The sequence below is a fragment of the Xanthomonas sp. NCPPB 3005 genome, from assembly GCF_041228095.2.
Lineage (GTDB): Bacteria > Pseudomonadota > Gammaproteobacteria > Xanthomonadales > Xanthomonadaceae > Xanthomonas_A > Xanthomonas_A bonasiae.
Window position 1 is genome coordinate 4857487 of record NZ_CP166096.2, and the last position, 22735, is coordinate 4880221.

A 22735-nucleotide genomic window follows, 5' to 3' on the forward strand; every position below is an offset into this window, starting at 1 on the left:
GATTTCAGTTGTGACGCTGGTAGTTGGACAGATAAAGCAGCGCGCCATTTGCGACGGTTGCATCATCGGCATCGGCACCCTCGGCGACGCCAGCCGCCAGGGCGGTCAGCTGGCTGTGCAATTGCAGCATATCCTGCCTGAGCGCATCGAGCTGCTGCGGCTCGGCCAGACCCTGGCGCAAAAGCACGATGGCGCCCGCGATGTCCGACACCGCCCAGCGGGTGATCGCCGCGGCATATGCAGTCAAGGCTCCCTCTCCGGCATGCACGAGCGGCGCCAGCACATCGATGGCCTCCGTCTGCCGCCCCGCGAGCATGAGCAATTGACCGAGCTGAAACCGCGCCATCGGCATTGGCAGCGCCAAGCCAAGCACGTGACGAAAGCCGGCCTCCGCCGCAGCCATGTCGCCGAGCTGCGCATACTGGGCGGCGAGCAAATAGTGGGCCTCCGCGAAGTCAGGCTCGGCATCGGCCAGCGCCCTGAGCAAAGTCATGGCTTCGTCATCGCGCGTCCCCTGCATGGCGCTGAGCGCCAACGCCAGGGCAACATTCCTATCGATCTGCAGGTTCACCACATTCTCCCTTAACGGACGAAGCTACTGAAGCAGGCGCAGCACAGACGCTGCCTGCCCTCTGACTCAATATCCCCGCATCGGTTACGAAGTTTAGCCCCTGGCTCCAGCTCCCCGTGCTCCACTCATGAAAATATCAGTCGGTCCATCGACCGTATCAATACGAAAAGCACCCGATCAACCTCGCACGCGGCCAATCCGCACGCTACTCAGAGCCGATCCCCGCCAGCGCGAACACCCACCCCGGCACCGCCGGCTCGCCGGCATAGAAGTCCTTGGGCTTGTGCTCGGCCATGGCCCAGCGGTGCAGCCAGCTGATGCCGCCACCGCCGGTATAGCCCTCCGCGTGCCGGTAGGCCGGATCGCGCAGCGCCTCGTCCAGGGTGACGAACGCATAGCCGCGACGGCGCGTGGCGGCGATCAGTTCCGGGAACGCGACGGCGTTCAATTCGTTGGCATGCATCAACCACACCTGCGCGATGCGGCGGCCGAACAAGCGCTGCGATTGCGCCTCGAAATAATCCAGCTTGTTGAGCATGTACGGCACATAGCCCTTGCGCAGCCGCAGCAGCGTGGCCTCGCGCGCCGCGCCATCCGGCTCGGTCTCCAGCACCCGCGCATAGGCGAAGGCCCACACCCAATCGCCGTTGTCCACGGTGACCGGCGCGATGCGGTAGCCGCGCGCGGCGACGAAGGCGACCACCGCCTCGCGATCGGCATCGCTGCGGCCGGTCGCCAGGTAGGGATGGCGGAACCAGCGCAGCGGCTGTCCGTACTTGGCCAGCAGTGGCCGCAGCGTGCGTTCGCCGCGCACGATCGCGTCCTCGTAGGCAGGCACCCCCACGTCATGCAGATTCACATGGCCATAGGTGTGATTGCCCAGTTCGTAGCCCGCATCCAGCCAGTCGCGCAGCATCGCCACCCGCTGCGGCTGCAACTGACCGTCCTGTTCGAGCTTGTCCTCGTTGACGAAACCGACGATGGGCACGTTCGCCTGCTTCAACGACGCCATCAGCTGTGCGTGGAATGCCGGCACCTGCGCGGCCGGCGTCTTGCCCATGCGCTGCCATGGCAGATCGTCGATGGTCACGGCGATGCGGCGCTCGGCATCCTGCGCCTGCGCGACACCGAAGACGGCCAGCAGGGCCAGCAACACGAAGCAGCGGTAGCGGTTCATCGGTCGCACCAGAGCATGGAGCGGCCAAGTCTAGCGGGTACGGCAGCCCGCATCCCTGCGCCGCGATGCAGGCCGACACCGCATCGCTGGCGCAGCGTCGGCGATGCATCGTCCAGATCCCCGCCGGCAGGACCGGGTTCCGGCATGGCATGATCCAGCGCTGTCCATGCATGGGGCAGGTGACGCCAATGCGGCCAGGAGATCGAGATTGAGCAAGTGGTTGTGGGTGGGATTGAGTGCAGTGCTGCTGGTCGCTTGCACCGACAGGTCGCAGGAACCGGCGTCGACGTCGGCACAACACACGCCGGAACAGGCACCGGCCGCGCGCACCATGGCCTCGGTCGCCGGCGGGCAACGTGGCGAAGGAAAGCCTTACGAAATCGTGGACAGCCAGGTCTGGAACGTCCCCGACCCGGTCTCCGGCCGCGACTACCAGGTGTTCGTCGCGTTGCCGCGCGCCTATGCCGACGAGCCTGCCCGCCGCTATCCGGTGCTCTACGTCACAGATGCCGACTACTCTTTTCCTCTGGTCCGGCAGATCGCGCGCCGCTTGAACGGCGAAGGGCCGGCCATCGACGAGTTCGTGCTGGTCGGCCTTTCCTACGCGATCGGCGACGCGCCCATGCCCAGTCGCCGGCGCGACTACACCCCGACGCCGGAAGGCGGCGCAGACGCAGCGCCGGACGCGACACACGGCAAGGCGGGCGCCTACATGGCCTACCTGCGCGACCAGGTGCTGCCGTTCGTGGCGCAACGCTATCGCACCGACGAACACCGGCGCCTGTTCCTCGGCCACTCCTACGGCGGCCTGCTCGGCACGCAGATCCTGCTGACCGCGCCGGAGATGTTCTCCGGCTACATCCTGGGCAGCCCCTCCTACTGGTACGGCGAGCACGCCATGCAGGCGCAGGAAACGGCCTTCGCCGCCAGCCACAAGGACTTGCCGGCGCAGGTCTACATGTACGTCGGCGAATACGAGCAGCGGCGTTATGGACAGAACTACGACATGGTGTCGGATGCGCAGGAGATGACGCGGACGCTGCGAGCACGGCACTATCCGTCGTTGCAGCTGCAGTTGGACGTGCTCAACGACGAAGACCACCTGAGCGTGGCGCCGCGCGGGCTCACCCATGGGCTGACCTATCTGCTGGGCAGCAAGGCGCCCCGATGACACGACCGCCACGCCGGCGTGCGGGCCGGCACGCGTGCGCCGCGTTGGCGGCCCTGGTCGCCGCATCGGCTGCGGCGGGCGCGGCGGCACAGCCGGTGGCGCCGGCGCCCGGTACGGGATTCGAGGTCGAACGCTACGCGGTGACCCTGCATCCCGATCTGGCGACCACCGCCGTGACCGGAACCCAAAGCATCACGCTGCGTGGCACGCAGCGGGTGTCGCAGCTGGTGTTCTCGCCCAACGCGTTGCAGCTGCACGCAGCGTCGCTGGACGGGCGCGCGGTGACCGTGGTCAAGCGCGCCGACGGCCTCGTCTTCGACCTGCCCGTGCCGCTGGAGAAGGGCGCGACCGCCACGCTCCGCTTCGCGCTGGAGGGCGTGCCGGCGCGCGGCCTGGTGCGCGCCGGCGACGGCGTCTACAGCAGCTATTTCGCCTGCGACTGGATGGTCTGCCTGCAGGACGCGCCCGGCGACAAGGCCGAGTTCGCGCTCGACCTGCTGCTGCCGGCAGGCGCGGCCTCGCTGGGCGTCGGCAAGGCGTTGCCGCTGCGCGCGCGCCGCGACGGCCTGGTCCTGCATCGCTGGCGCTCCACCCGGCCCTACTCGGCCTACCTGTTCGGCTTCGCCGCGGGAACCTTCGCCAAGGCCACGGTCAACACCGACGTGGGCGAGCTGGTGTACATGGACGCCACCGGGCAAGGGACCGACCTGGCGGCAGCGTTCGCACAGGCACCGGGCATCGCGCGCTTCCTGGCCGACAAGGCCGGCATCGCGCTGCCCGACCGGCGCTACACCCAACTGCGGGTGCCGGGACAGGAAGCACAGGAAGCCGCGACGTTTTCCCTGATCGGCCAGGAGGCGCTGGAAGAGGACAGGCAGGCACCGTCCGCGGCGTGGATCGTGGCCCACGAGATGGCCCACCAGTGGTGGGGAAATCTGGTGACCTGCGCGTCGTGGCAGGACTTCTGGTTGAACGAGGGCATCACCACCTTCATGACCGCGGCCTGGAAGGAACAGGCGGTCGGGGCTGACGCCTACCGGCAGGAGCTGGAACTGGCGCAGCGTCGGCTCGAGCACGCCCGCGCCGCGGGATTCGACAAGCCGCTCGCCTGGTCGGGCGGCTACCCCTCCCTCGGCATGCGCCGCGCGGTCCAGTACAGCAAGGGTGCGCTGTTCCTCGCACACCTGCGCGAGCGCATGGGCGAGCAGGCCTTCTGGAACGGCATCCGTGGATTCACCCGCGGCCATGCCGGAAAGACCGTCACCAGCCGTGATTTCCAGAACGCGATGGAGCGCGCCAGCGGCCAGGATCTGTCGGCCGTCTTCGCCGAATGGGTCTACGGCACCGGGACGCCGGCGCCGGCCACGATGCCGCCCGCGACGACTGCTGCGCCGGCCCGATGAGCGAGGCGTGGCAGATCGACGACCTGCCACGCCCTGCGCTCACATCGCCTTCTTGATCGCTTCCGCTTTCGCCAGATGCTGCTCGACGTGGGTCTTGGTCTCGGCCAGGTGCGCCTTGACCGGCTCCGTCGAAGCCGCCGCCATCATCTGCGTATCGATCAGCTGCAGCGCATCCTTGTGCCCGGCGATCATCGCGTCGATATAGGCCGCGGCATAGTCCTTGCCGGATTTCTGGCCCAACGTCGTCAGCTCCTGCTCGCCCTTGGTCTCGAGTTGCTTGACGTCGGGCGTCTCGGCCAGCGTGCCGAGCGCCTTGGTCTTCTCCAGGTTCTCGGCGTGCTCTTTCTCCATCATCTGCGCGTAGTCCAGCACCGCGCCCGTCACCTTCTTTTCCTGCGCCTGCTTCGCCGCGGCGATTTCGTTCTTGTCGACCGCCCCCAGCAACCCCAGGGCGATGTCGTCGCCCGAACTCGCGCGCGCCGCGCCCTCCGGTGCCGGGCTGGCCTCGCCGACCGGCAGCGTGGTAGGAGTGGCGGTGCCGCCCACCGGCGTCGGCTCGGTGCTCGCGGCGGGCGTCTGCGCCGTCGGTGCCGGTGCCGGCGCGTCGTTGTCCTTGTTCGGCTTGCAGCCCGCCATGGTCAGCGCAGCGGCGATGGACAGGACCAATAGTGAATGTTTCATATGCGATTCCCTCTCGAATGGGGGTATCAGCATCCGCCTGCCCGGGTGAAGACGCCTCATGCAGTGCGCGTGAATTCTTCAGCTATTCCCGATTCGCGAGACGACGCGCGCTTCGTGCACATGCCGTGAGGCAGATCTCCGCTGCGTTGCCTGGACGCTCGCACCGGGTCCGGCCCGATACGTGCGCGCCGTTGCAGGCACTCCGATGAAACCCGCACCGCGCCCGAGTCGCAGGATCGACACGTCCTTTGCTACTCAGTACTTGCGCGCATCCGCGCTAGGCGCAAGCGCGGCGAAGCGGGCAGTGCTGAAATCGTGCAGCAGGCGCACGACCTGCTCGCCGTCCTCGGCGTAGCGCCGGAAGTCGCTCTTGGCCAGCCGGTACAGACAGCCATCGCGAGCGAAGACCAGGTCGCCACCGTCCCAATCGGCCCAGTCGCTGCCGGGAAGGTCCAGCAACAACGCGCCCTCCCGGTCCAGCACGCGGTGATCCAGGCCGTACCACGCTTCGTTGTTACGACCGACAGCATGCAGCAGCGACTGCAGCCGGCGTCCGCTGGCGCCTGCCTTCTCCCATATGCGCGGCCGGGTGAAGCGGTAGAGCGTGGTGGAGCTCAGGCCGCCGGTTTCGCCCGCCCCCGCATCGATCACCTGCCAGCCGTCGCGTTGGCGCAGTATGCTGTCGATCGGCTCGTCCTCGCCGCCGCCCGCGTGGTGGCCGAATGGCCGGACCTGCATGTCGTGCGGCACCTGGAAGCCGGTCGGCAACGGAAACGGATCGCGGCCTTGCTGCGGGCGATGGTTCAACAGCAGCGTCCGCTCGTCCTCGAACATGCCGCCGCCGCCCCAACAATCGCCCTTCGGCCACAGCGCCAGTGCGGTGAGGAACGGCGGACGCGACAGCGCCGTCCACGTGACGAAATCGCCGTGTTGCTTGGACGCGAAATACACCAGCAACCGGCCCGATGGCGACAGATCGCAACGCCGCTCGTAGATGCGGCCCTTGAACCACTGCCCGTGTTCGAAGCTGTCGTCGCGCAGGTCCCAGCGGATCAGCTGCACCTGCTTGCTGGGCCCGCGGCGGAAGATCACCCCGCTGCGCGCGTCGCGCGCAAGCAATGCGTAGAGCCGCGTGGCGGGTGCACGGTGTCCGTCGTCGTGCCGAGTCGGTTGCAAGCGATCGTCTCCATGAAACCACAGGCTGCCCGAACCCGCTGCGTACGCCCGGATGGACCGACACTCGGTTCTGCGCAGTTGCCAATCCTACCCGCATGCGCCGCGACAGGCAGGCCACCCAACTGCACGAAGCGGTGAGTTTCCTGGCAATGCCTCGGCTGCAGCACACGCAGCGACACCCTTCGAAGACGCCACCGCCGAGACGCATGGAACGATCGCCGGACCATGCGCCATCCTGCATTCGCATGCGTCTGCGCATGCATGACACGCGTAAAAAAGGCGGGGTAAGCTGCGGGCACTCCGCCATGTCCCCATGCCCTCTCATGCGCCATGTCCAGACCGATGCCCTCTCCATCGACCTGCCCGATCGCTTCAGCACCGTGCGACAGATCGGCCAGTGCATCAAGGCCGCCTATCCCGTCGCCGACGACGAGGTCTCGCTCGGCATCGTGATCGCGCGCCACAAGACCCCGCACGACACAGCCGCCGATCCGTGGGCGCACTTCCGCGCCGAGTGCCGCACACGGCGCGGCGACGTGGAGGTGCTGTCGGAACAGGCGCTGGACATCGACGGCCATGCCGCGCTGCGGATCGCTTCGCAGGGCAACGGCTATGCCTACCTGTTCGTCATGGTCCAATTGGACGACGCGTTGTACCTGGACATCGCGGGCGATTGCCCGGCGGGGACCGAGGCCGAGCACTTTCCGGTACTGGACGCCGTCCTGCGCAGCCTGCGCGTGACCGGCGATCCCGCCGCCGCCCTCGCGGCGCACGAAACCTGGATGCAGGACATGTTCGGCGGCGATGAGGACGAAGAAGACGCCGACGATGCGCATCCCGCGCCGGTGGCCGCGCCGGCGGAACCGTTCCGCATTCCCGAGGACGGCGTGGAGGTGTTCCAGATCGACGACCTGGCATTCGACTTCCCGCGCGAGACCGCGCCCAGCATCGGCACGGCGAGCAGCACCGGCGGCGAGCTGAGCATCGACCTGCAGGCCCGCGCACGCAAGGCGGACGCCGCCGCGCGGCCGCACCTGGTGGACGAGGCCAAGGTCTATTTCCGCTTCTCGGTGAAGGGCATCCACCATGCCGGGATTCCGACCGGCCGGATCCGCTTCGAGGACGATCGCGCCCAGGACCAGCAGGCCTATCTCTGGTCTGGCGGACTGCGTCACGACCTCAAGCTCTGGGGCGAACTGGTACTGGAACAGGGCTGGGCCGGCTTCAGCGGCTATCTGCAGGCCGATGGCGCGGGCCCTCGCTATCCGGTGCGCATCGCGCGCAAGCTGGCGATGCATGCGCTGGATTGGTCGCACTACCGTTTCACCTCGATGGACGAGCTGGCGAGCGCGCCTCCCGGCGTGCCGCGCCACGTGCACCTGACCAACCTGGCCGGGCCGACGCTGCCGCACGCGCTTTACGCCTATCCGGCGCTGCGCTCGCTCAGCCTCTACTACGACGACGACGCCATCGCCGCCAGCGGCGTGCGGGAACTGCCGGACGCGGTGGCCGGCCTGTCCAATCTGGAAGACCTGACGATCGTGAGGGCCAGCGCGCTCGAACAGCTGCCCGCCGCACTCGGGGCGCTGCGCGGATTGCAGCGCCTGCATATCACCGGCACCGGCATCCGCACACTGCCGCCGCAACTGCTGTCGTTGCCACTGGTGTATTGCGTGCTGGACAACAACGCCCTCGCGCAGCTACCCGAGGCACCGTTCCCCGCCACGCTCAAGACCCTCTCGCTCGCACGCAACCAACTGCAGACAGTGCCCGCCAGCGTGGCGGCGTTGCCGATGCTGCAGCGGCTGGATCTCACCCACAACCCGTTGACCGCGCTGCCGGCCGGCCTTGAACGCATCGAGCGATTGGAACTGGAACTGCCGAAGAAGCACGCGCTGTTGGATTACCGCTACAAGGGCGCCAAAGGTGAGGGCACCATCGCCTTCGACGACGCCGCCTTTTTCGCGCGCAACGACGCGACACTCGCCGGGCAGTTGGAGGAGGCGCTGGCCAGCGATGCGCAATGGACGCCGTACCGCTCCGGAATGCAGGCGCTGGCCTGGCATGCGGTGGCACTGGCCACGGACGCGCCGGACGACTACCGCGCACGCGGCAACACCCGCTTCGGTGGACTGCCCGACCTGCCGCCGGACATGTCCTACCCGCGCCACACCGACGCCGACGGCAGCACCAGGCCCATGCAGTTCATCGCCCAACTGAACTGCGCGCAGCTGGCGCCGCTGCAGCGCTACCTGCCGCGGACCGGCGTGCTGTACTTCTTCATCTCCGACCAGGAAGACCTCGCGCCACGGGTCTTCCATTACGACGGCCCGCGCGATGCCCTGCAGACGGCGGCGGACCTGGCGCGCGATGCCGCGCAGATCGATGGCATGGAAGACGGCTCCCTGCCCTACCGTGCAAGCGCCGCCGCCTGGATCAGTGTGCCGCACTTCTATTCCGACGAAGCGTATTACCAGGGAGCGGCCGAGGGTCTGGACGGCCTGGAGGACGCGTACGAACTGGTCGAAGCGCTGCGCGACCGCCTTGCGGCGCAATCCACCGTCCAGCCGGTGCATGGCGTGAACAGCCATGTGTTCAAGCAGCACGACACCCCGCTCAGCGAAGCCGCCAACCGCCTGCGCGGGCGCACCGAGGACTTCATGGTGCTGCTGCGCGTCGCCTCGGACCCGCACCCCGGCTTCTGCTTCTGGGACGCGGGCGAGCTGTATTTCGTGATCCACAAGAGCGACCTCGCCAAGCGCGATTTCTCCAACGTGTATTGCGGACTGGAGAGCAGCTAGGCGCGCGCATCTTCGCGTTGGTGCCGGGATGCGGTGACATCCTGAGTGCCGAACCGACACCGCGGCATCGGCGGCAAGGAACGCAGCCAACGCCGCACCGAATCGGCACGCGCTCGGCATCCGCCGCGACATGCCGGCGGCGGCAACCGCGCCCCACGCAAACTCGATAAGATCGCCGCCGGACTTCAGCGCAATCGGACCGGGGGCAACGTGGCATCGAACGAGCGGACTTGGCTGCGCGACGCGGGCCTGTGCATCGGATTCGTCTTCGGCATGGTGACGTGCAGCGGCGTGCAGGCCCACTCGGTGTCGGTGTCCAGTCCCGATCGCAGGATCGTGGCAGTGCTCAGCGACGACGACGGCGCGCTGCGCTACACCATCGAGGCCGACGGCCAGGCGCTGCTCGCGCCTTCGCCGCTGGGGATCCGCGTGGACGGCCTGGAACTCGGCGCGCACAGCACGATCGGCAACGTGCGCCGCGGCGCCACCGATGCACGCTATCGGCTCAACGGCGGCAAGGCCGTGGCGCACGACCGCGCCACGACCGCGACGGTGTCGCTGACCGCGCACGGCCGCGCCTTCGAAGCGGACCTGCATGTCGCCGACGACGGCGTCGCGGTACGTTTGCGTCTGCCCGCGCGCAAGGACAGCCACGTCGAGGCCGACCGCTCCGGATGGACCTTGGCCGAGAACGATCCGCCGGTCTGGGCCACCGCACTCCTGCCCGACTACGAGAACAGCTACACCGGCCTGTCGCTGCGCAGCCTCGGGGCGGGACGCTACGGCCTGCCGCTCACCGCGCACAGCAAGGGATTCTGGATCACCCTGAGCGAAGCGGCGGTGGTCGACTACGGCGACCTGGCCATCGAGCGCGCGGCGGACGGCGGCCTGGCCGGCGTGCTCTATGCCGATCCGCAGGGCTGGCGAACGGACGCCGCCGTCGTGCAACCGTGGCGCGTGACCATCATCGCCCGCACGCTGACCGACCTGGTCAACTCCACCCTGGTGCAGAACCTCAACCCGCCGCCAGCGCCCGCCCTGGCCGACGCGAACTGGATCCAGCCGGGGCGCTCGGCATGGCAATGGCTGGCAGTCGGCGAGCCACGCGAGGACGAGCAGCGGCAATGGGTCGACTGGACCCACCAGTTGGGCTTCGAGTACTACCTGGTGGACGACGGCTGGAGCACATGGAAACGGCCGTGGGAGACGCTGGCCGATACGGCGCACTATGCGCGCGCACAAGGCGTCGGCCTGTGGCTCTGGGTGCACAGCCGCGAGGTGCAGCATGCGCCCGAGCGCAAGGCGCTGCTGCGCAAGATCGCCGCCACCGGCATCGTTGGGGTCAAGGTCGATTTCCCGGCGCCGGCCAGCCGCGACTGGTCCAACTGGTATACGGATGTGGCGCGCGACGCGGCGGCCGAACACCTGATGGTCGATTTCCACGGTGCCATGAAACCCACCGGCACCGAGCGCACCTGGCCCAACGTCCTCACCCGCGAGGGCGTGCGCGGGCACGAATGGCACATCACCCGCTACAAGCGCGTACTGGCCGCCGACCACGACACCATCCTGCCCTTCACCCGCTACGTCGTCGGGCCGGGCGACTACACGCCCACCGTGTTCGAACCGAAGGAACTGATGGGCAACAGTTGGGCGCACGAACTGGCGCAGATGGTCCTGTTCACCTCGCCGTTCCTGGCGATGGGCGGCCATCCGCAGACCTATCTCGCCAATCCCGCCCTGGACGTGCTCAAAGCGGTGCCCGCCACATGGGACGAAACCCTCGTGCTGCCTGGTAGCGAGCCGGGCAAGGTGGCGGCCATGGCCAGGCGCCATGGCCGCGACTGGTTCATCGCGGTGATCAACGGCGGTGCTGCCACGCGCATGACGCTGAAGCTGGATTTCCTGAAGAAGGGCAACTGGAAACTCACCGAATTGCGCGATGCACACGCGCGGCCGGATGCGTGGGAGCGCAAGGACCGAGACGTGACGCGGGATGGAGCGATCGCGTTGGAGTTGGCGCCGCGTGGCGGATTCGTCGGTTATCTGAAAGCGCAGTAGGCACTGCACCTCGACAACGCTTTCCGACGGCGCATGGCCGCGATCGTACCGGGCCTGCGACTACTGCAGGCCCGGATGTCACGTGCGAACGAGCCGCTTGGCAGCGACGCCAGGCAGGCTACTTGGCAATGACCGAGGTTCCGGACGGCACCATGTAGCACGCCTGCGCCTTGGCGCAGGCCTCGGCGTTGGTCTCGGCGATCTGGCTGGCCAGGTACTGCTCCGGGGTCAGGCCCATGCGATTGCGGTAGGCGTTGTCGGCGTCGGCCTTGGCCACCTGTTCCTGCTCGCGCTGGCGCTCGGCGGTGGTGGCCTCGACCAGCGTCTTGACCCGCTGCTGTTGCGCGGCGGTGAGGTTCATCTGCTGCAGCACATCCGCATTGGGCCGCGCACGGCCAAGGGTGATGTTCTGGATCTGGATCGGCAGGCCCTGCTCCTTGACCAGCGCGCGCACGCTCTCGGTGACCGCATCGTCGATCTTCCGCGCGGTGTCCGGGTCGCTCATCATCCGCGTCATGTCGTAGCGCTTCACCTGGTCGCGCACGATCGCCGCGTACTGACTGGCCACGTTGTTCTTGAACCAGTCCTGCCCGAAGCCCGACAGCAGCAACGCCGGCGCGGTGATGCGGTATTGGATCTGGGTGGAGAAGTCCAACAGGATGTTGTCGCTGGACGAGAAATCGTCGAACGCCACCTGCACCGTCTGCGGCGTGACATCCACGTACACCGCCGACGTGGTCCACCAGGCATAGGTCCGGCCGGGCTCGCGCACATCATCCAGGCGGATGCCGCCCTTGCTCCAGAAAATGGGTTTATCGACCAGCACGGCCTGCTGCCCCGGATCGGGCGAGACCACGGTACACGCGCAGAGCAGGCTCGCCATCGCGGCGGCCAGTGGAAGGTGTTTCATCGATGTCCCCTGATCGGCCGGCGCGGCCCGCGGCCCGTTGTGCCGTAAATGCTAGCCGATCCCTGCGAGCCTGCACTAGAGGTTGCCGACCCAGGCACCGGACATGGCGCGCGCGAGGCGTTCGGATCGACCTCAGCGTGCAGGCCTCCACGATCGCAACCCTGACACCGCCTATTCGAGCACCCGGCCCAGTCCCTAGCGCCCATCGGCAATGCTGCCGTTGCTCACCAGGTCCGGCATGCCCCCGGCGCCGACGACGTCGCTCCCTGCCCGCGCTCGACTTCCAGCGTTCATGCCGTCCCAGCGGATGCCCGGCTAAGCTCCGATCGACGCCAAGGACTCCAGGGAGGACACGCACGATGTCACAGCACGCCATCGAAGATCTGGTCGAGAACACGATCCACCTGGTGGACCGCAGCACGCTGGACGGCGCGCGCCAGGCCGAGATGATCCACGGGCTGCTCGATCTGCAGGCGCGCTACGACACCAGCCTGACCTGGTTCCGACTGCCCGACGTACTGCTGCGGCACGGCGTGCTGGTACGGACGCCAGCGCAGGCGCTGACCGATACCGCACTGCGTGCCCAGGTGTTGGCAGCCGATGCGCCGGGCTGGCTCGGGCACGAGGACGACGCGGCCTACCTCGAATGGGAGGGCCAGGCGCGCGTGCTCTACCGGCAGGCCAAGGCCGGCACCTCGCTGCCAGTGTCGAAGCTCTTCCGTGACGTGCTTGCGCTCGCCGACGAGGCGGACGACACCGACCTGTTCACCGACTGGTACGCGCTGCTGGCGAATGGCTGGCTGGACGACACCTTCACCGCCGAGGACGGCATCGCCGCCACGCTCGATGGCCTGCTCGCTTCGGACGATCTTCAGGCGATCCGCGCGCTCGCGGCGCGTCGTGGACTCAAGCGCCGGCGTGGCGTGCCCGAGGCGCTTGCGCTGCCGCGGTCGAATGACAGCATCGAGCAAGGCGACGTCGAACGCAGCGCCGTCCTGCGCTTCTTCCTGGAACCCAAGCGCAAGCCGGCCGCCTTGCTGACCGCGCGCGACAAGGCGCGGGCCCAGCAAGCCCGCGTGCGCGAAGTGATTCCCGCGTTGATCGAGCAGCATTTGGGCAGCGCGCTGCACGCCGCCGGCTGGTCGCCTGTGCCCACCGATACCGCCTTCCAATGGCGATGGACCCGGGAGCGCGACGATAGCCGCCAGTTCCTCTGGGCGACCCACGACGCCACGTTGGGCGTGCTGATGGTCCAGGCGGGCCTGCAGCATGCGCAACTACTCGCGTGGCAGCAGCGTGCCGCCACCACCCAGCTGCACGACCTGCATTTCCAGGACATTGCCGCGGGATTCCTTGGGCAGCACATTCTCCACAGCAAGGACATCGGCGCGTTCGGCGGCTGGGTGCTGAATCCGGCCGACAGCGATGCGCAGCTGCGCGCCACCCTCGATCGCCTGGCGGCCGCACTTCCCGCGCTGGACACCAACTACTTCGATTTCATCACCCGGCAGCTCTCGCAGTCGCTGTTCGCCCGCGACGTCGACACCCTGCTGCATCTGCTGGAAGAGGGCGACGACGACGGCGCGGTTCCGCCCTACGTGCTGTTCGACAGCCCCGACAGCCTGCTGCTGGCCTTCGTCTTCCATCATCTCCAGCGAGGCGACGAGGCCGCCGCGACGGCAATCATTGAGCGCCTGCAGGCACGCCAGGCCGCGCGCGGGCGCCTCAGCCCCTGGCACCGCGACCACCTGGCGCCGTTCCTGCAGCAATGGGACGAAGGCCGGCGCGATCTGCCGATGCCGCCGGTGCTGCATGCGCTGCTGGTCAGTCATTTGCGTGCGCAGGAAACGGGGTGAGCGCCGTCCTCAGATTCCACCTCGCTGGTGGCGTACCGCTTCGTGCCCGTCATTCGCGGCGGGCGGTGACGCACGCGGTGGGGGCATGACAGCGTGGGCAGCTCATGGCGCTGCGCATCGCGATACAGCGCACGCCTGTCCATCCATCGCTGGCGTTTCCGCCAGCACTAGCCGCACAAGGAAACGGCCCGCTTCGCATCAGCGGATGTGCGCACCCGCACCAGATTGACCGCCCTGCGCGTGCAGGGCTGGCCGGCCGGGACCTATTGTCCAGCAGGTGCTCGATCGGCAGCCGACCGGCTTGGTCTGGAGATCGAGCCCAGCTTCATCGGCCTGCTTCCGGCAATCCCCAACGCCGCCACCGCTTGTTCGAGCACCGAGTCCCTCCCCTCGCGCACATCGGCGATGGTGCGGCTGGCCACGACGTCGGGGACGACACCGACGCCGACGAAATCGCTGCCATCCGGATAGCTGTCGCGCTTCAAGCAAATCCGCGCCGAACCGCCGCCCGGCAAGTCCAGCGTGAGCGGCTGCCCCGTGCTGCCGCCGGTCGCTTGCCCCACCAAGGGGCCGCGCCGCATCAGATGAAACACCGCCGCCGTGTCTTCGCCGGCCGAGAAGGTCGCAGCATCCACCAGCATCGCCACCGGTCCCTTGTAGGTACGCGGCTCCGGCATCAACACGTCATCGCGTACCGGCAGCCATTCGATCAAGCGGCCACTGCGCGCTTGTTGCAGCGACGATCCGTTATCGCGCATGACGGATCGCACCTGCGGCAAGGAACCTTCAGCCACGAAGCGCAGGATCGACAATCCGAACCGGGTGTTCCCACCGCCATTGCCGCGCAGATCCAGGATCAAGCCCGGCGCGGCGAGCACCCTGTCCAGATCCTGCCTGAGCGCCTTGACGCTGGCGTCGTCCTCGAGCTGCGCCACGCGCAGCACGGCGACACCGTCCTTGCGGAAGGTCAACAGCGGCGCGGCCGCCACCGCCTGCGCTTTGTAGCCACTGCGCGCCGCCCGCACCTCGCGGCGGCGCCCATCGCGGTGTACGACCGTCAGCACCACCGGCTTGGCCGCATCGCCGGACAGCAACGCATAGGTGTACGTTCGCACCTCGAGGTCTTGCGGCGTCGAACTGCTGAGATAGGGCCGCACCGCGCGCTCGGCGTAGCGCTCCACCGGCTCGCCGTCGATCGCCTCGACGGTATCGCCGGGCTGCACGCCCTGCCGAAGCAATGCCGCGTCGGTGACCGACGTGACCACCACCTTCCCTTCCAGCCGCGCGGTGCGCAGCCCCGGGCGCGCATACCAGCGCGCCTCCAGCGCCGTGGGAGGGAACACGCCGCTATGCCCGTCCTGCAACTTCGCCATGAAACGCGTCAGCACGCGATAGTAGGCATCGGTATCCTGCGCCTGCTGCACCAGCGGCACGGTGTCCAGATACAGGCGATCCCAATCGAGCTCAGGCACATGATCGAACCAGACGAAGCGGTCGCGTGCGGTCATCCACAGTTGCGAGAGCCCGGCAATGCGCTGTGCCTCCGTCAGCTGCGCAGTGTAAGGAACCACCAGCGCAGGTGCCGTCGCGTCGCGCTTCGCCAGCGCCTCATGCCGCCGGAGATCGGCCAGGCGCGGATCGTCCAGCAAGGCCAGCGTCGCGGGATCCTTGTTCACCACGAAATCGATCAGGCCCTCCTGCCAGGCCATGGCGTCCAGCGCTCGCCAGGCCGCGACGGCCGCGTCCCGATCGCCGAGCCACACCTGCACGCGCACCAGATCGCCCAGCAGATTCAAGCGGCGAAAACGCAGCGTCATGCTGCCGTCGGCCAAGGCCAGCACCTGCGGATCGTCCAAATAGCGCAGACCGTCGAGCAATGCGTCGCGCGCACGCCGCAGATCTTCAGGCGAACTCGTTGCACCGTGTTCGGCAAGCTGACTGGCACGGTCGCGGAACTCGGTCACGTGCGCGTAGGCCTGCATGGCCGGATCTTCGGCGGCACTGGCCAACTGGGCCAACTGGGCCAACGACAGACAAACCCCCAAACCAAGCCATCCTGGAAATTTCATCGCAGCTCCTGTGCACGACGCGAAGCGTCCAAAAGCGCCATGCCGGCGCGCCGCAGCTCAAGGTTTAGAGCTAGAAGGCCTGAAGGAGCGACATTGCGAAAGCAGCCACTCTCCGGCTGAGGTGTCGGACGCAATCGCCTCTCCCTTGGATATCTGCAGGACCTCCGAGCGAACGAGTTCGGCACTTTCCGAAGAGTCAAAAACATCCTCGTCGGTGGAGTCGACGGCAAAGCCCGGAAGTGCCGAATTCTCGAGCTTCCCCGACGCCACAAGCTGGCCACATAAGCCATAGTAGTAAGCAGCACGCTCGTTCGCGGACAGACCAATATCACCAGCCACGAACATGCTGACGTGGAACGTTTCGTGCGCAACAAGATCTGCGATATTGGCCAACGTCTCTTCCAAGTTCCGCATCTGGGGCGCAATTAGAGTCAATTTCGGCCCTCTGCCGAATCTAAAGAAGCTCCGGTGATAATCAACGCGCGCCGGAACAATCCGGATTTCAACCGAGACATGATCGACGGCTGCTTGTTCAAGTACGAAGCGAAGCGCTCTGGACGCAACAAGGCAGACATCTTTTACGGGGACATTCGTGCCGTTTGCGACAGCCACTTTCACGTATCGATCTTCACACCGCACCGGGCTAGCAAAACGTACCTTTTCTCGTACGCCCTGCGTAAGGACTTCAGAGCGAGTGATAAAGAGTCCGAATCCCGATCGGATAGTGTGCTTGTTCATTCCCTCCACAGAAAGACGTGGCAAGGCAGAACCATCACTTGGCCTGGCAAAGAGCATGGCCAAGATGAAGATAAGCAGCATCCCTGCCAACTTCAATGCTTCGCAGCCCGAACTGCTGCATCCAGAAGATCAGCAGATATCGCCCAACAGTTTGGAGCCAGCGTTTGATTATCCGTCATCTACTCGCCCTTGATTTTCGCCGTCAAGTCACAAGCAACTTCTTTGATTGAATCCCATAGCAATGTGCCAACTGTGTGCACCTGCCCAGACAATATCATCACTACCTAGGCGGCAAACGCAAGTGCGCGGCGCAGCCTACCTCCGAACCTGGATCAACCATCGACACTACTAGATCGCCGGCCCGGGCGGTGATCTGCGGCTTGTTGACAATGGAGAAGCCCAGTCGCTCCAGCCACAGGCCGCTCAGGCGCAGGACCGCTACGCGGCGGTCGCCGGTGTGGCAGTGCGACACGGGATAGGCCGGGGGCGCAATGGATGGGCTGGCTGGTCGCATGACGGCCGCTTATTCCCTCAGGGGCCTCACACCCTTTGCTCACCCACTGGCGCTCGCTGCATCCCAGGGCCGGTCCCGCAACACGAGGCCGGCCCTCTCCGGCGACGCATCCCTGCCTCATCCCAGCCATGCGGCGATCAATGCAGCCGCCCGCCTCCCGCAGGCGGCGTGGCCCACTCCACCGCATAGACCGCCCGCTCCTCGCGTAAGCCGTTGGGCGTGGGTTCGCGCAGCGGCTGGCGCTCGATCTGCAGCAGCAGCGCCCGCATCGCGTTCGCTGCATCGCAGAGCGTGTCGCCCACCGCTGGCAGTGCCTGGCCGGCATGCGCGGTTGCATCGCCGGCCGCCACCACCCGGGCATGGGCCGAGACGGTCTCGGCCAGCAGGGTGAGCCGGTCGAGTTGCGCCAGCGTGACGCGGAAGGCGGCGCCGCCCACGTCCGGCGCCGCCTCGACGGTGGCAGCGGGCCGGGCGCCGTGCGTCGTGTCGGTCCGCTGCGCAGGATAGGACAGCGCGTCCAGCACCAGCTCCACCTGGTCGGCCAACAGTTCCAGACAGACCGCCAGCTCGCCCATGCGCACTTTGGGCTCGGCGGCACGTTCCTCGTCCGGCGTGCGCGGCTGCGCCAGCCGAACCAGGAACCTCACGTGATCGCGCAGCTTCGCCAGCCGGAACTGGCTCTCCTCCGGCAGGAAATAGCCGGGCATGTCTTCATCGTCCAAACGGTCGTACGACATCGTTGCCTCCTCGTTCCATGAAGGGGTCCGTCCGCCACGCGTGGCGGACGGGAAGTCGGGAGGTTCGAAACCGCAGACAGCCGGCGGGCGTATTTCCCCGAAGGGTGTTGTATTAGCCGCCCTCCCGACGCAGGCGTCGCGTCGGCTTGCGCCCGAGGATCGGGCACAAAAAACCCACCGGTTTGTCGGAGGTGGGTACCGCTGTCTGAGGAGTTTCGACGCTCCTTGAGGTAGAGATTGCTACCGCGGCGCATAACCTGTCAATAGCGATTCGTAGAATCTTTCATCAGGAAATCGAGTTGCCCTAGCGATGCGTCAGTGGCTACGGGATACTCGCCAGCGACAGCCTCAGCTTGGACGCTCACAGGTAAGAAATGGCGAACTCCAAAGACGAAATGCCCGCAACGTCTCCCGAAAGGATCGAAGACAGCGCCGCACTCCACGAGCTCAGCTTTCCTTCGCTCTCCGCAGTGATGAGTCGCTACTTGCAGGTCACCGAGCAGAGCCGCGCCGGAGCAGTGGAACGCTGGAGTCTCATCATCGGCCTGATGGGCGCCGGTTTCGGGCTATTGTCTGGCGCATTGCTTGATGGCCAGGCGGCGCTCGTCTGTACGGTGACCGGACTGGTGATTGAACTCGTCGGCTTTGCGGTCTCCGCCGTCTTACAGGTCATACGTGAGGCGCCGGGCTTTCGACATCCCTATGCCACCCATGCGAAGGAGATGGAGCAGCAGTTTCATCACTACCAAGGTATCGTCGCTGCACTGCGTGCGTTTCCTTTGGAGCACCGCCGCCAGCGCGAAACGTTCATCCGCGATCGCAGGACCAACATGCATGAACGTCTGGGCTTGTTCACCGGCGGGATGGAGAGGCTGGGCGTCATGCCGGTTTTGCTTGCACTTTATCTGCAATTCAAGGACTGGCGCTGGGGTGACTGGAGCGCGCTGGGCAAGATCACGGCGGTCCAGAGCGTGCTCGCGTTCTTGCTGCTATTTGCTTACGCGCTTTCCTGGCACCTGATCCGATTGCGAGTTCGCGTGCAGACATACGAGCAGCTGCTTAGTGAAGCGAACCGGCAAGACAGTGCCGCGAGTGGTTGAGCACGCCTCATCGCGTAAAGAACCATTCCATGAACTCCTCCGCGACGTCAGCCGTGAGTTCGAGGACGGCCTCAGCGACCGCGGGCTGCCCTTTCGCAGCGGCGACGGCGGCTAGAGCGCAAGCAAGAAACTCCGGGTCCCAGGCACGAGAGGACGCAGCGGCGACTAAAGAGGGAAGTTGAGCGAGGGAATGCACGTAGGCAGCCCGAAGATCCTCGGGAATCTCGGCCTGCCTTTTCGCGCGGCAAATCTCGACCCAGGCGGGGAACTGGAAGTATCCGTGATCCGCCTTGTCGGGCGCCCGTGCCAATGCATGGACGACATGCGGGACGGCCGCGAAGGAAGCCGAATAGACGTCGCCCTGATGCGCAAGGGCGCTCCACAAGGTGAACCACGGCTCCGATCCATCTACGGATGAGGGCACCGTTTGTAGCTGCCCCAACAACGCGGGAATGTCGCTGGCTGAGCCATATGCGTGCTGCAGCTCGGACCAGCGCGGACTTTCGAGACTGAGCACAGTGCCTCCTCCGGTACGAAATTGATTGAGCTGTGAAGGCCGGACAGTAGTGGAGGAAAGTGCACTCTGACCCCTATTCCTGTTAACCGGTTGATCCTAATCGGGAAAACGTGGGGATACCTCAGACTCTGACCCCTGTTTCCATTACATCATTCAGTCAGCAACCTTTCTTACATACTTCATTCCAAGACCTTCCTTGAATAATCGGCCTGCGCGCCACTTCGTAGCATCACTGGGGTGAACCTCAAATATCCCCATATCCTTCATCCTACGCAACGACTCACGGATCTCCACACTGCCAATCCCTTCGGATAATCGAACCGAAATCTGCTCGATACATTTATCGAGCACGAATGGCGTCTGAAGCCCTGTGAATGCCTGCAAAAGATCTGAAACGTCCTTTTTATTCCTGTCCACCGATTCATTTAGATTTAGGGCGAAGTTCAGCTCTTGCTTTACCTCATTGATAAAGTCTTTTGCAGCAAACTCGAAGGCCTCCAAGACTACATCGTGGGCGACTCGCCCCTCATCGGTGGCAGCCTCCCCTCTCTCCGCGCCAATATCACCGATCTTCGCGATAAATTGCCCAAAAACTCTTGGGTAGAATGAAGACTTATTATCACCCTCGCCTGCCGCATCGGAAAAATAGGTCTTGAGGAACGTCATAGTAAGCAGATTATTCCTACGGAGCTTCTGCGGAAATACCTGCAACATCAGAGATTCATACTGCTCTGGCGTCAACTTACCCAGGCGTATGTCCGCTTGCATTGAATCAATTTGAGCGCAAACCTCAGAGAAATTTTTCCGAAACCAAGGGCTCCGCGCCAACTCAGCAAGGAAATAGTGAAAGATCGATGCTTCGTCCCACCTTAGATCCATTTTTCTGCCATGCACTTGCTGCTCAATATTTTGCAAGCCGACTGGCAAGTCCGCGCGTATGAACAACCGAAACCTTACTTTCTCGGAAAATATTGAGTCATTTTGAACGGTACTAAGAAATCTAAACAAAGACTCGACAAAGACACCGGTTTTGGCGGCTTCGACCGCGGTCTCAACACCATCGATTGCAACGGTGATTCGCCCAGGCAGGGCGGCGGCCAGTCCTGCGGAATACCTAGGCTCCGATGGCTGTAAATCTGAAGCGTCGACCCATGTCGCAAGCGTTTCTCTAGCGGAAACATCGTTTGCTGCCGCGTGAAGCTCCGCAGCGAGGGCCATCCACCACATTCTCTCATAGTCGCCGCCAACAAGAGCTATAACAGATCGAGAAAGGGTGCCTTGAGCTTGAAGGGTAGAGTTTCCAAAGTCGGAGGAGGAGTGCATTGGCTTCGCCAACATTCGCTCAGCGAGCTCTCTAAAAAGCCTAGTTTTACCAGTGCCCTTTCTTCCGTAAACATAATATGAAGGCAGTGATGCCTGCAGGAGCCTAGATGCATCCGGAGTCTCCAAAAACCAACCACCGTCAAGCGCACCGCTCGGTGACTGTTGAGAAGCAATTGCGACGCCCCCCTGGGATGCAGAATGCTTTCCGGCCAAAGGCTGAGGGCTAATTCCCAGCACATCCCTGAGCTGCCGCACCGATAATATATTGAGAGCACTAATCTCGCCAAGCTGAGGGGCAGGCGAGTCTAAGAAAGCCCTATCGTGATACCAACTTATGAAGAACTCGCCAAGGTCTGAGGGGTCGATTATCACACCCTCTTCCGCCCCCCGCTCGATAGCAGATGCCATAAATTGAAGCATTGACTGCTTCAGGCGTGCCTCATATCCAGTGAGCGAATCCTTTTTCTTATCGGGATCCAGCGAAAAGCAGACAAATGCTCCAGGATATTCTCGATCAACAGAGAGAAGCGAGGAAACGATAGCTCCTTGTCCTTCAGAGAAACCATCCGCCCTAGTATTGATGACAACCGACCCAGGCCAACCCATAAGTATCGGGAGAACAGAACTCGCAATACCAGTTCGATGATCGAAGAGAACAAAGTCATACTCCTCTCCAATTTGAGATTTCAATCGCTCAACCGACCTGTGAAGCAGATCAGAATCTAGATTAATTCTAAGCACGAATGATGCGTAATCTAGATCGTAATGATCGATTGAAGGACGGGCTTGCAGAAGGTGTAGCTGTCCGCCCGACGAATTTTCCTCTACTGCAATTGGCTCCGCCTTTTTCCCCTGAACAAGCCCCACTAAGCTCGTTGTGATGGATGACGATTTCGCGTCCAGCGCAGTGGAGAGCGTGGGCGCTTCAAGATCAGCGTCCACCAATAGGATCCGATATCCGGAATTCGCTAGCAGTCTTCCTAATGCGACAAGAACGGTAGATCGCGCCTGCCCGCCCTTGAACCCATAGAAGTGGATCGCTCGGCATGAAGCACTTTTTACAGACTTGCTCAGTTCTTCAGCCCAACTGTCACGGAGCGTCTTATCGAACATTGCGAGCCAATGATTTCCAGAGCTCCTATCCCGAATGTATTTATAATCATCCCGCCACTCCTCTGGACTGACCAGAAGTAGCGAAACCTGAAGATCCGATTCAACTTGGGCGAGCAGATCTTTTGGAACTCCTACCAGCTTCCTGAATTGGTACTTCCTGACCTCCTCATCCTCTTCATGGAAGTCGGGAGCACATACAACTACATGGAGGATAGGGTGGACATAGACCAGCCGCACTTCATCCACTGCCGCACGAACCACTGCAAGAAATTCACTTAGAAGCATCAGAGCATTACTCCAGCAGTCTTAAGAAGAGCTCGCGTGGAGCTAACGATATTTGCTAGGTTTTGCATATCGTCATCAGTTGAGTAATCGCTTTCCCACCCATCGGAATTATGCCGAAGATACCTTAAATATGGATAACACGATGCGGGGACATTGACTGCGATACCGCCGCGGTCCTGACACCACAACGCATTGAGCGCCCCGCTCAATTGGGTCGCCAAAGCATTCACATTCCCAGCATTCCCGGGGCCTGCGCCGGACGCATACTGTTGGAGCAGGTCCGGCACGTTATGGCCGCCATTGCTCCTCGTGTTGATCTTGCCCAAAAACTCTTTGAGAGCAAGCTCGATTGCCACAAGGTTGCAGTAAGCGGCCTTTAAGTGATGTGCACCTGCACTGGTGAAGCCATCTCTGTTGTACGAGTAACCCGCCATCCCCACTCCTTTTGGATGCCAGCCATAACGTTGCCTATTTTCGCACTGGAGGGCCACAGAAAGAAAAAGCGGCCTCAGCCGCTCTTCCTTAGACCTGA

Annotated in this window: 17 protein-coding genes and 1 pseudogene; 7 read left to right on the forward strand and 11 right to left on the reverse strand. The window is 64.4% G+C overall.

Annotation, left to right across the window (positions count from 1 at the left end):
• Positions 1-4: 4 nt before the first annotated feature.
• Both AB8810_RS21040 and AB8810_RS21045 read right to left on the reverse strand, forming a co-directional pair.
• On the reverse strand, positions 5-571 hold the full coding sequence (locus AB8810_RS21040; RefSeq protein WP_369914781.1) for a hypothetical protein: 567 nt from the start codon (positions 569-571) through the stop codon (positions 5-7).
• Positions 572-776: 205 nt separating this feature from the next.
• On the reverse strand, positions 777-1748 hold the full coding sequence (locus AB8810_RS21045; protein ID WP_369914782.1) for a polysaccharide deacetylase family protein: 972 nt from the start codon (positions 1746-1748) through the stop codon (positions 777-779).
• A 166-nt stretch (positions 1749-1914) separates the two neighbouring features.
• On the opposite strand from AB8810_RS21045, the gene AB8810_RS21050 reads away from it, so the two are divergent.
• Both AB8810_RS21050 and AB8810_RS21055 read left to right on the forward strand, forming a co-directional pair.
• On the forward strand, positions 1915-2919 hold the full coding sequence (locus tag AB8810_RS21050; RefSeq protein ID WP_369916696.1) for an alpha/beta hydrolase: 1005 nt from the start codon (positions 1915-1917) through the stop codon (positions 2917-2919).
• Positions 2916-4322, forward strand: coding sequence for a M1 family aminopeptidase (locus AB8810_RS21055; RefSeq protein ID WP_369914783.1), 1407 nt, complete (start codon positions 2916-2918; stop codon positions 4320-4322). The genes AB8810_RS21050 and AB8810_RS21055 overlap by 4 nt, the downstream gene beginning before the upstream one ends.
• Positions 4323-4361: 39 nt before the next feature.
• Here AB8810_RS21055 and AB8810_RS21060 read toward each other — a convergent pair whose 3' ends face one another.
• The gene (locus tag AB8810_RS21060; protein WP_369914784.1) at positions 4362-5036 is read right to left on the reverse strand and encodes a DUF4142 domain-containing protein; all 675 of its coding nucleotides are present in this window, start codon (positions 5034-5036) and stop codon (positions 4362-4364) included.
• A 222-nt stretch (positions 5037-5258) separates the two neighbouring features.
• Positions 5259-6179, reverse strand: coding sequence for a hypothetical protein (locus AB8810_RS21065; RefSeq protein WP_369914785.1), 921 nt, complete (start codon positions 6177-6179; stop codon positions 5259-5261).
• A gap of 323 nt (positions 6180-6502) precedes the next feature.
• Between AB8810_RS21065 and AB8810_RS21070 the strand changes: the two genes are divergently transcribed.
• Both AB8810_RS21070 and AB8810_RS21075 read left to right on the forward strand, forming a co-directional pair.
• Positions 6503-8980, forward strand: coding sequence for a DUF1963 domain-containing protein (locus AB8810_RS21070; RefSeq protein ID WP_369914786.1), 2478 nt, complete (start codon positions 6503-6505; stop codon positions 8978-8980).
• 273 nt (positions 8981-9253) lie between these two features.
• A complete protein-coding gene (locus AB8810_RS21075; RefSeq protein WP_369914787.1) occupies positions 9254-11041 on the forward strand; it encodes a glycoside hydrolase family 97 catalytic domain-containing protein in 1788 nt (595 codons plus the stop codon).
• A 118-nt stretch (positions 11042-11159) separates the two neighbouring features.
• Here the strand turns inward: AB8810_RS21075 and AB8810_RS21080 are convergent, their stop codons facing one another.
• Positions 11160-11951, reverse strand: coding sequence for an SPFH domain-containing protein (locus tag AB8810_RS21080; RefSeq protein ID WP_369914788.1), 792 nt, complete (start codon positions 11949-11951; stop codon positions 11160-11162).
• Between the two features lie 359 nt (positions 11952-12310).
• On the opposite strand from AB8810_RS21080, the pseudogene AB8810_RS21085 reads away from it, so the two are divergent.
• Positions 12311-13420, forward strand: a pseudogene (locus AB8810_RS21085) (hypothetical protein); the annotation flags it as partial.
• Positions 13421-14070: 650 nt separating this feature from the next.
• On the opposite strand, the gene AB8810_RS21090 reads toward AB8810_RS21085, so the two are convergent.
• Both AB8810_RS21090 and AB8810_RS21095 read right to left on the reverse strand, forming a co-directional pair.
• Positions 14071-15876 carry a S41 family peptidase gene (locus AB8810_RS21090; protein ID WP_369914789.1) on the reverse strand — a complete coding sequence of 602 codons (1806 nt, stop codon included), beginning with the start codon at positions 15874-15876 and terminating at the stop codon, positions 14071-14073.
• 57 nt (positions 15877-15933) lie between these two features.
• On the reverse strand, positions 15934-16614 hold the full coding sequence (locus AB8810_RS21095) for a hypothetical protein (protein ID WP_372530400.1): 681 nt from the start codon (positions 16612-16614) through the stop codon (positions 15934-15936).
• Between AB8810_RS21095 and AB8810_RS21100 the strand changes: the two genes are divergently transcribed.
• Positions 16607-16807, forward strand: a complete 201-nt coding sequence (locus AB8810_RS21100) for a hypothetical protein (RefSeq protein ID WP_369914791.1) — start codon at positions 16607-16609, stop codon at positions 16805-16807. The two genes, AB8810_RS21095 and AB8810_RS21100, sit on opposite strands and share 8 nt — an antisense overlap.
• Before the next feature lie 458 nt (positions 16808-17265).
• Here AB8810_RS21100 and AB8810_RS21105 read toward each other — a convergent pair whose 3' ends face one another.
• Complete coding sequence (locus AB8810_RS21105) at positions 17266-17865, reverse strand: XAC0095 family protein (protein WP_369914793.1); 600 nt, start codon at positions 17863-17865, stop codon at positions 17266-17268.
• A gap of 374 nt (positions 17866-18239) precedes the next feature.
• Here AB8810_RS21105 and AB8810_RS21110 point away from each other — a divergent pair, with 374 nt between their 5' ends.
• Complete coding sequence (locus AB8810_RS21110; protein WP_369914794.1) at positions 18240-18965, forward strand: hypothetical protein; 726 nt, start codon at positions 18240-18242, stop codon at positions 18963-18965.
• A gap of 7 nt (positions 18966-18972) precedes the next feature.
• Here AB8810_RS21110 and AB8810_RS21115 read toward each other — a convergent pair whose 3' ends face one another.
• The 3 genes from AB8810_RS21115 to AB8810_RS21125 form a co-directional block, all read right to left on the reverse strand.
• Positions 18973-19482, reverse strand: coding sequence for a hypothetical protein (locus AB8810_RS21115; RefSeq protein ID WP_369914795.1), 510 nt, complete (start codon positions 19480-19482; stop codon positions 18973-18975).
• Between the two features lie 153 nt (positions 19483-19635).
• Positions 19636-22203 (reverse strand): AAA family ATPase, encoded by a 2568-nt coding sequence (locus AB8810_RS21120; RefSeq protein ID WP_369914796.1) that lies wholly within the window; start codon positions 22201-22203, stop codon positions 19636-19638.
• Complete coding sequence (locus AB8810_RS21125) at positions 22203-22637, reverse strand: hypothetical protein (RefSeq protein WP_369914797.1); 435 nt, start codon at positions 22635-22637, stop codon at positions 22203-22205. Before AB8810_RS21125 ends, AB8810_RS21120 begins: the two co-directional genes overlap by 1 nt.
• Positions 22638-22735: the final 98 nt, after the last annotated feature.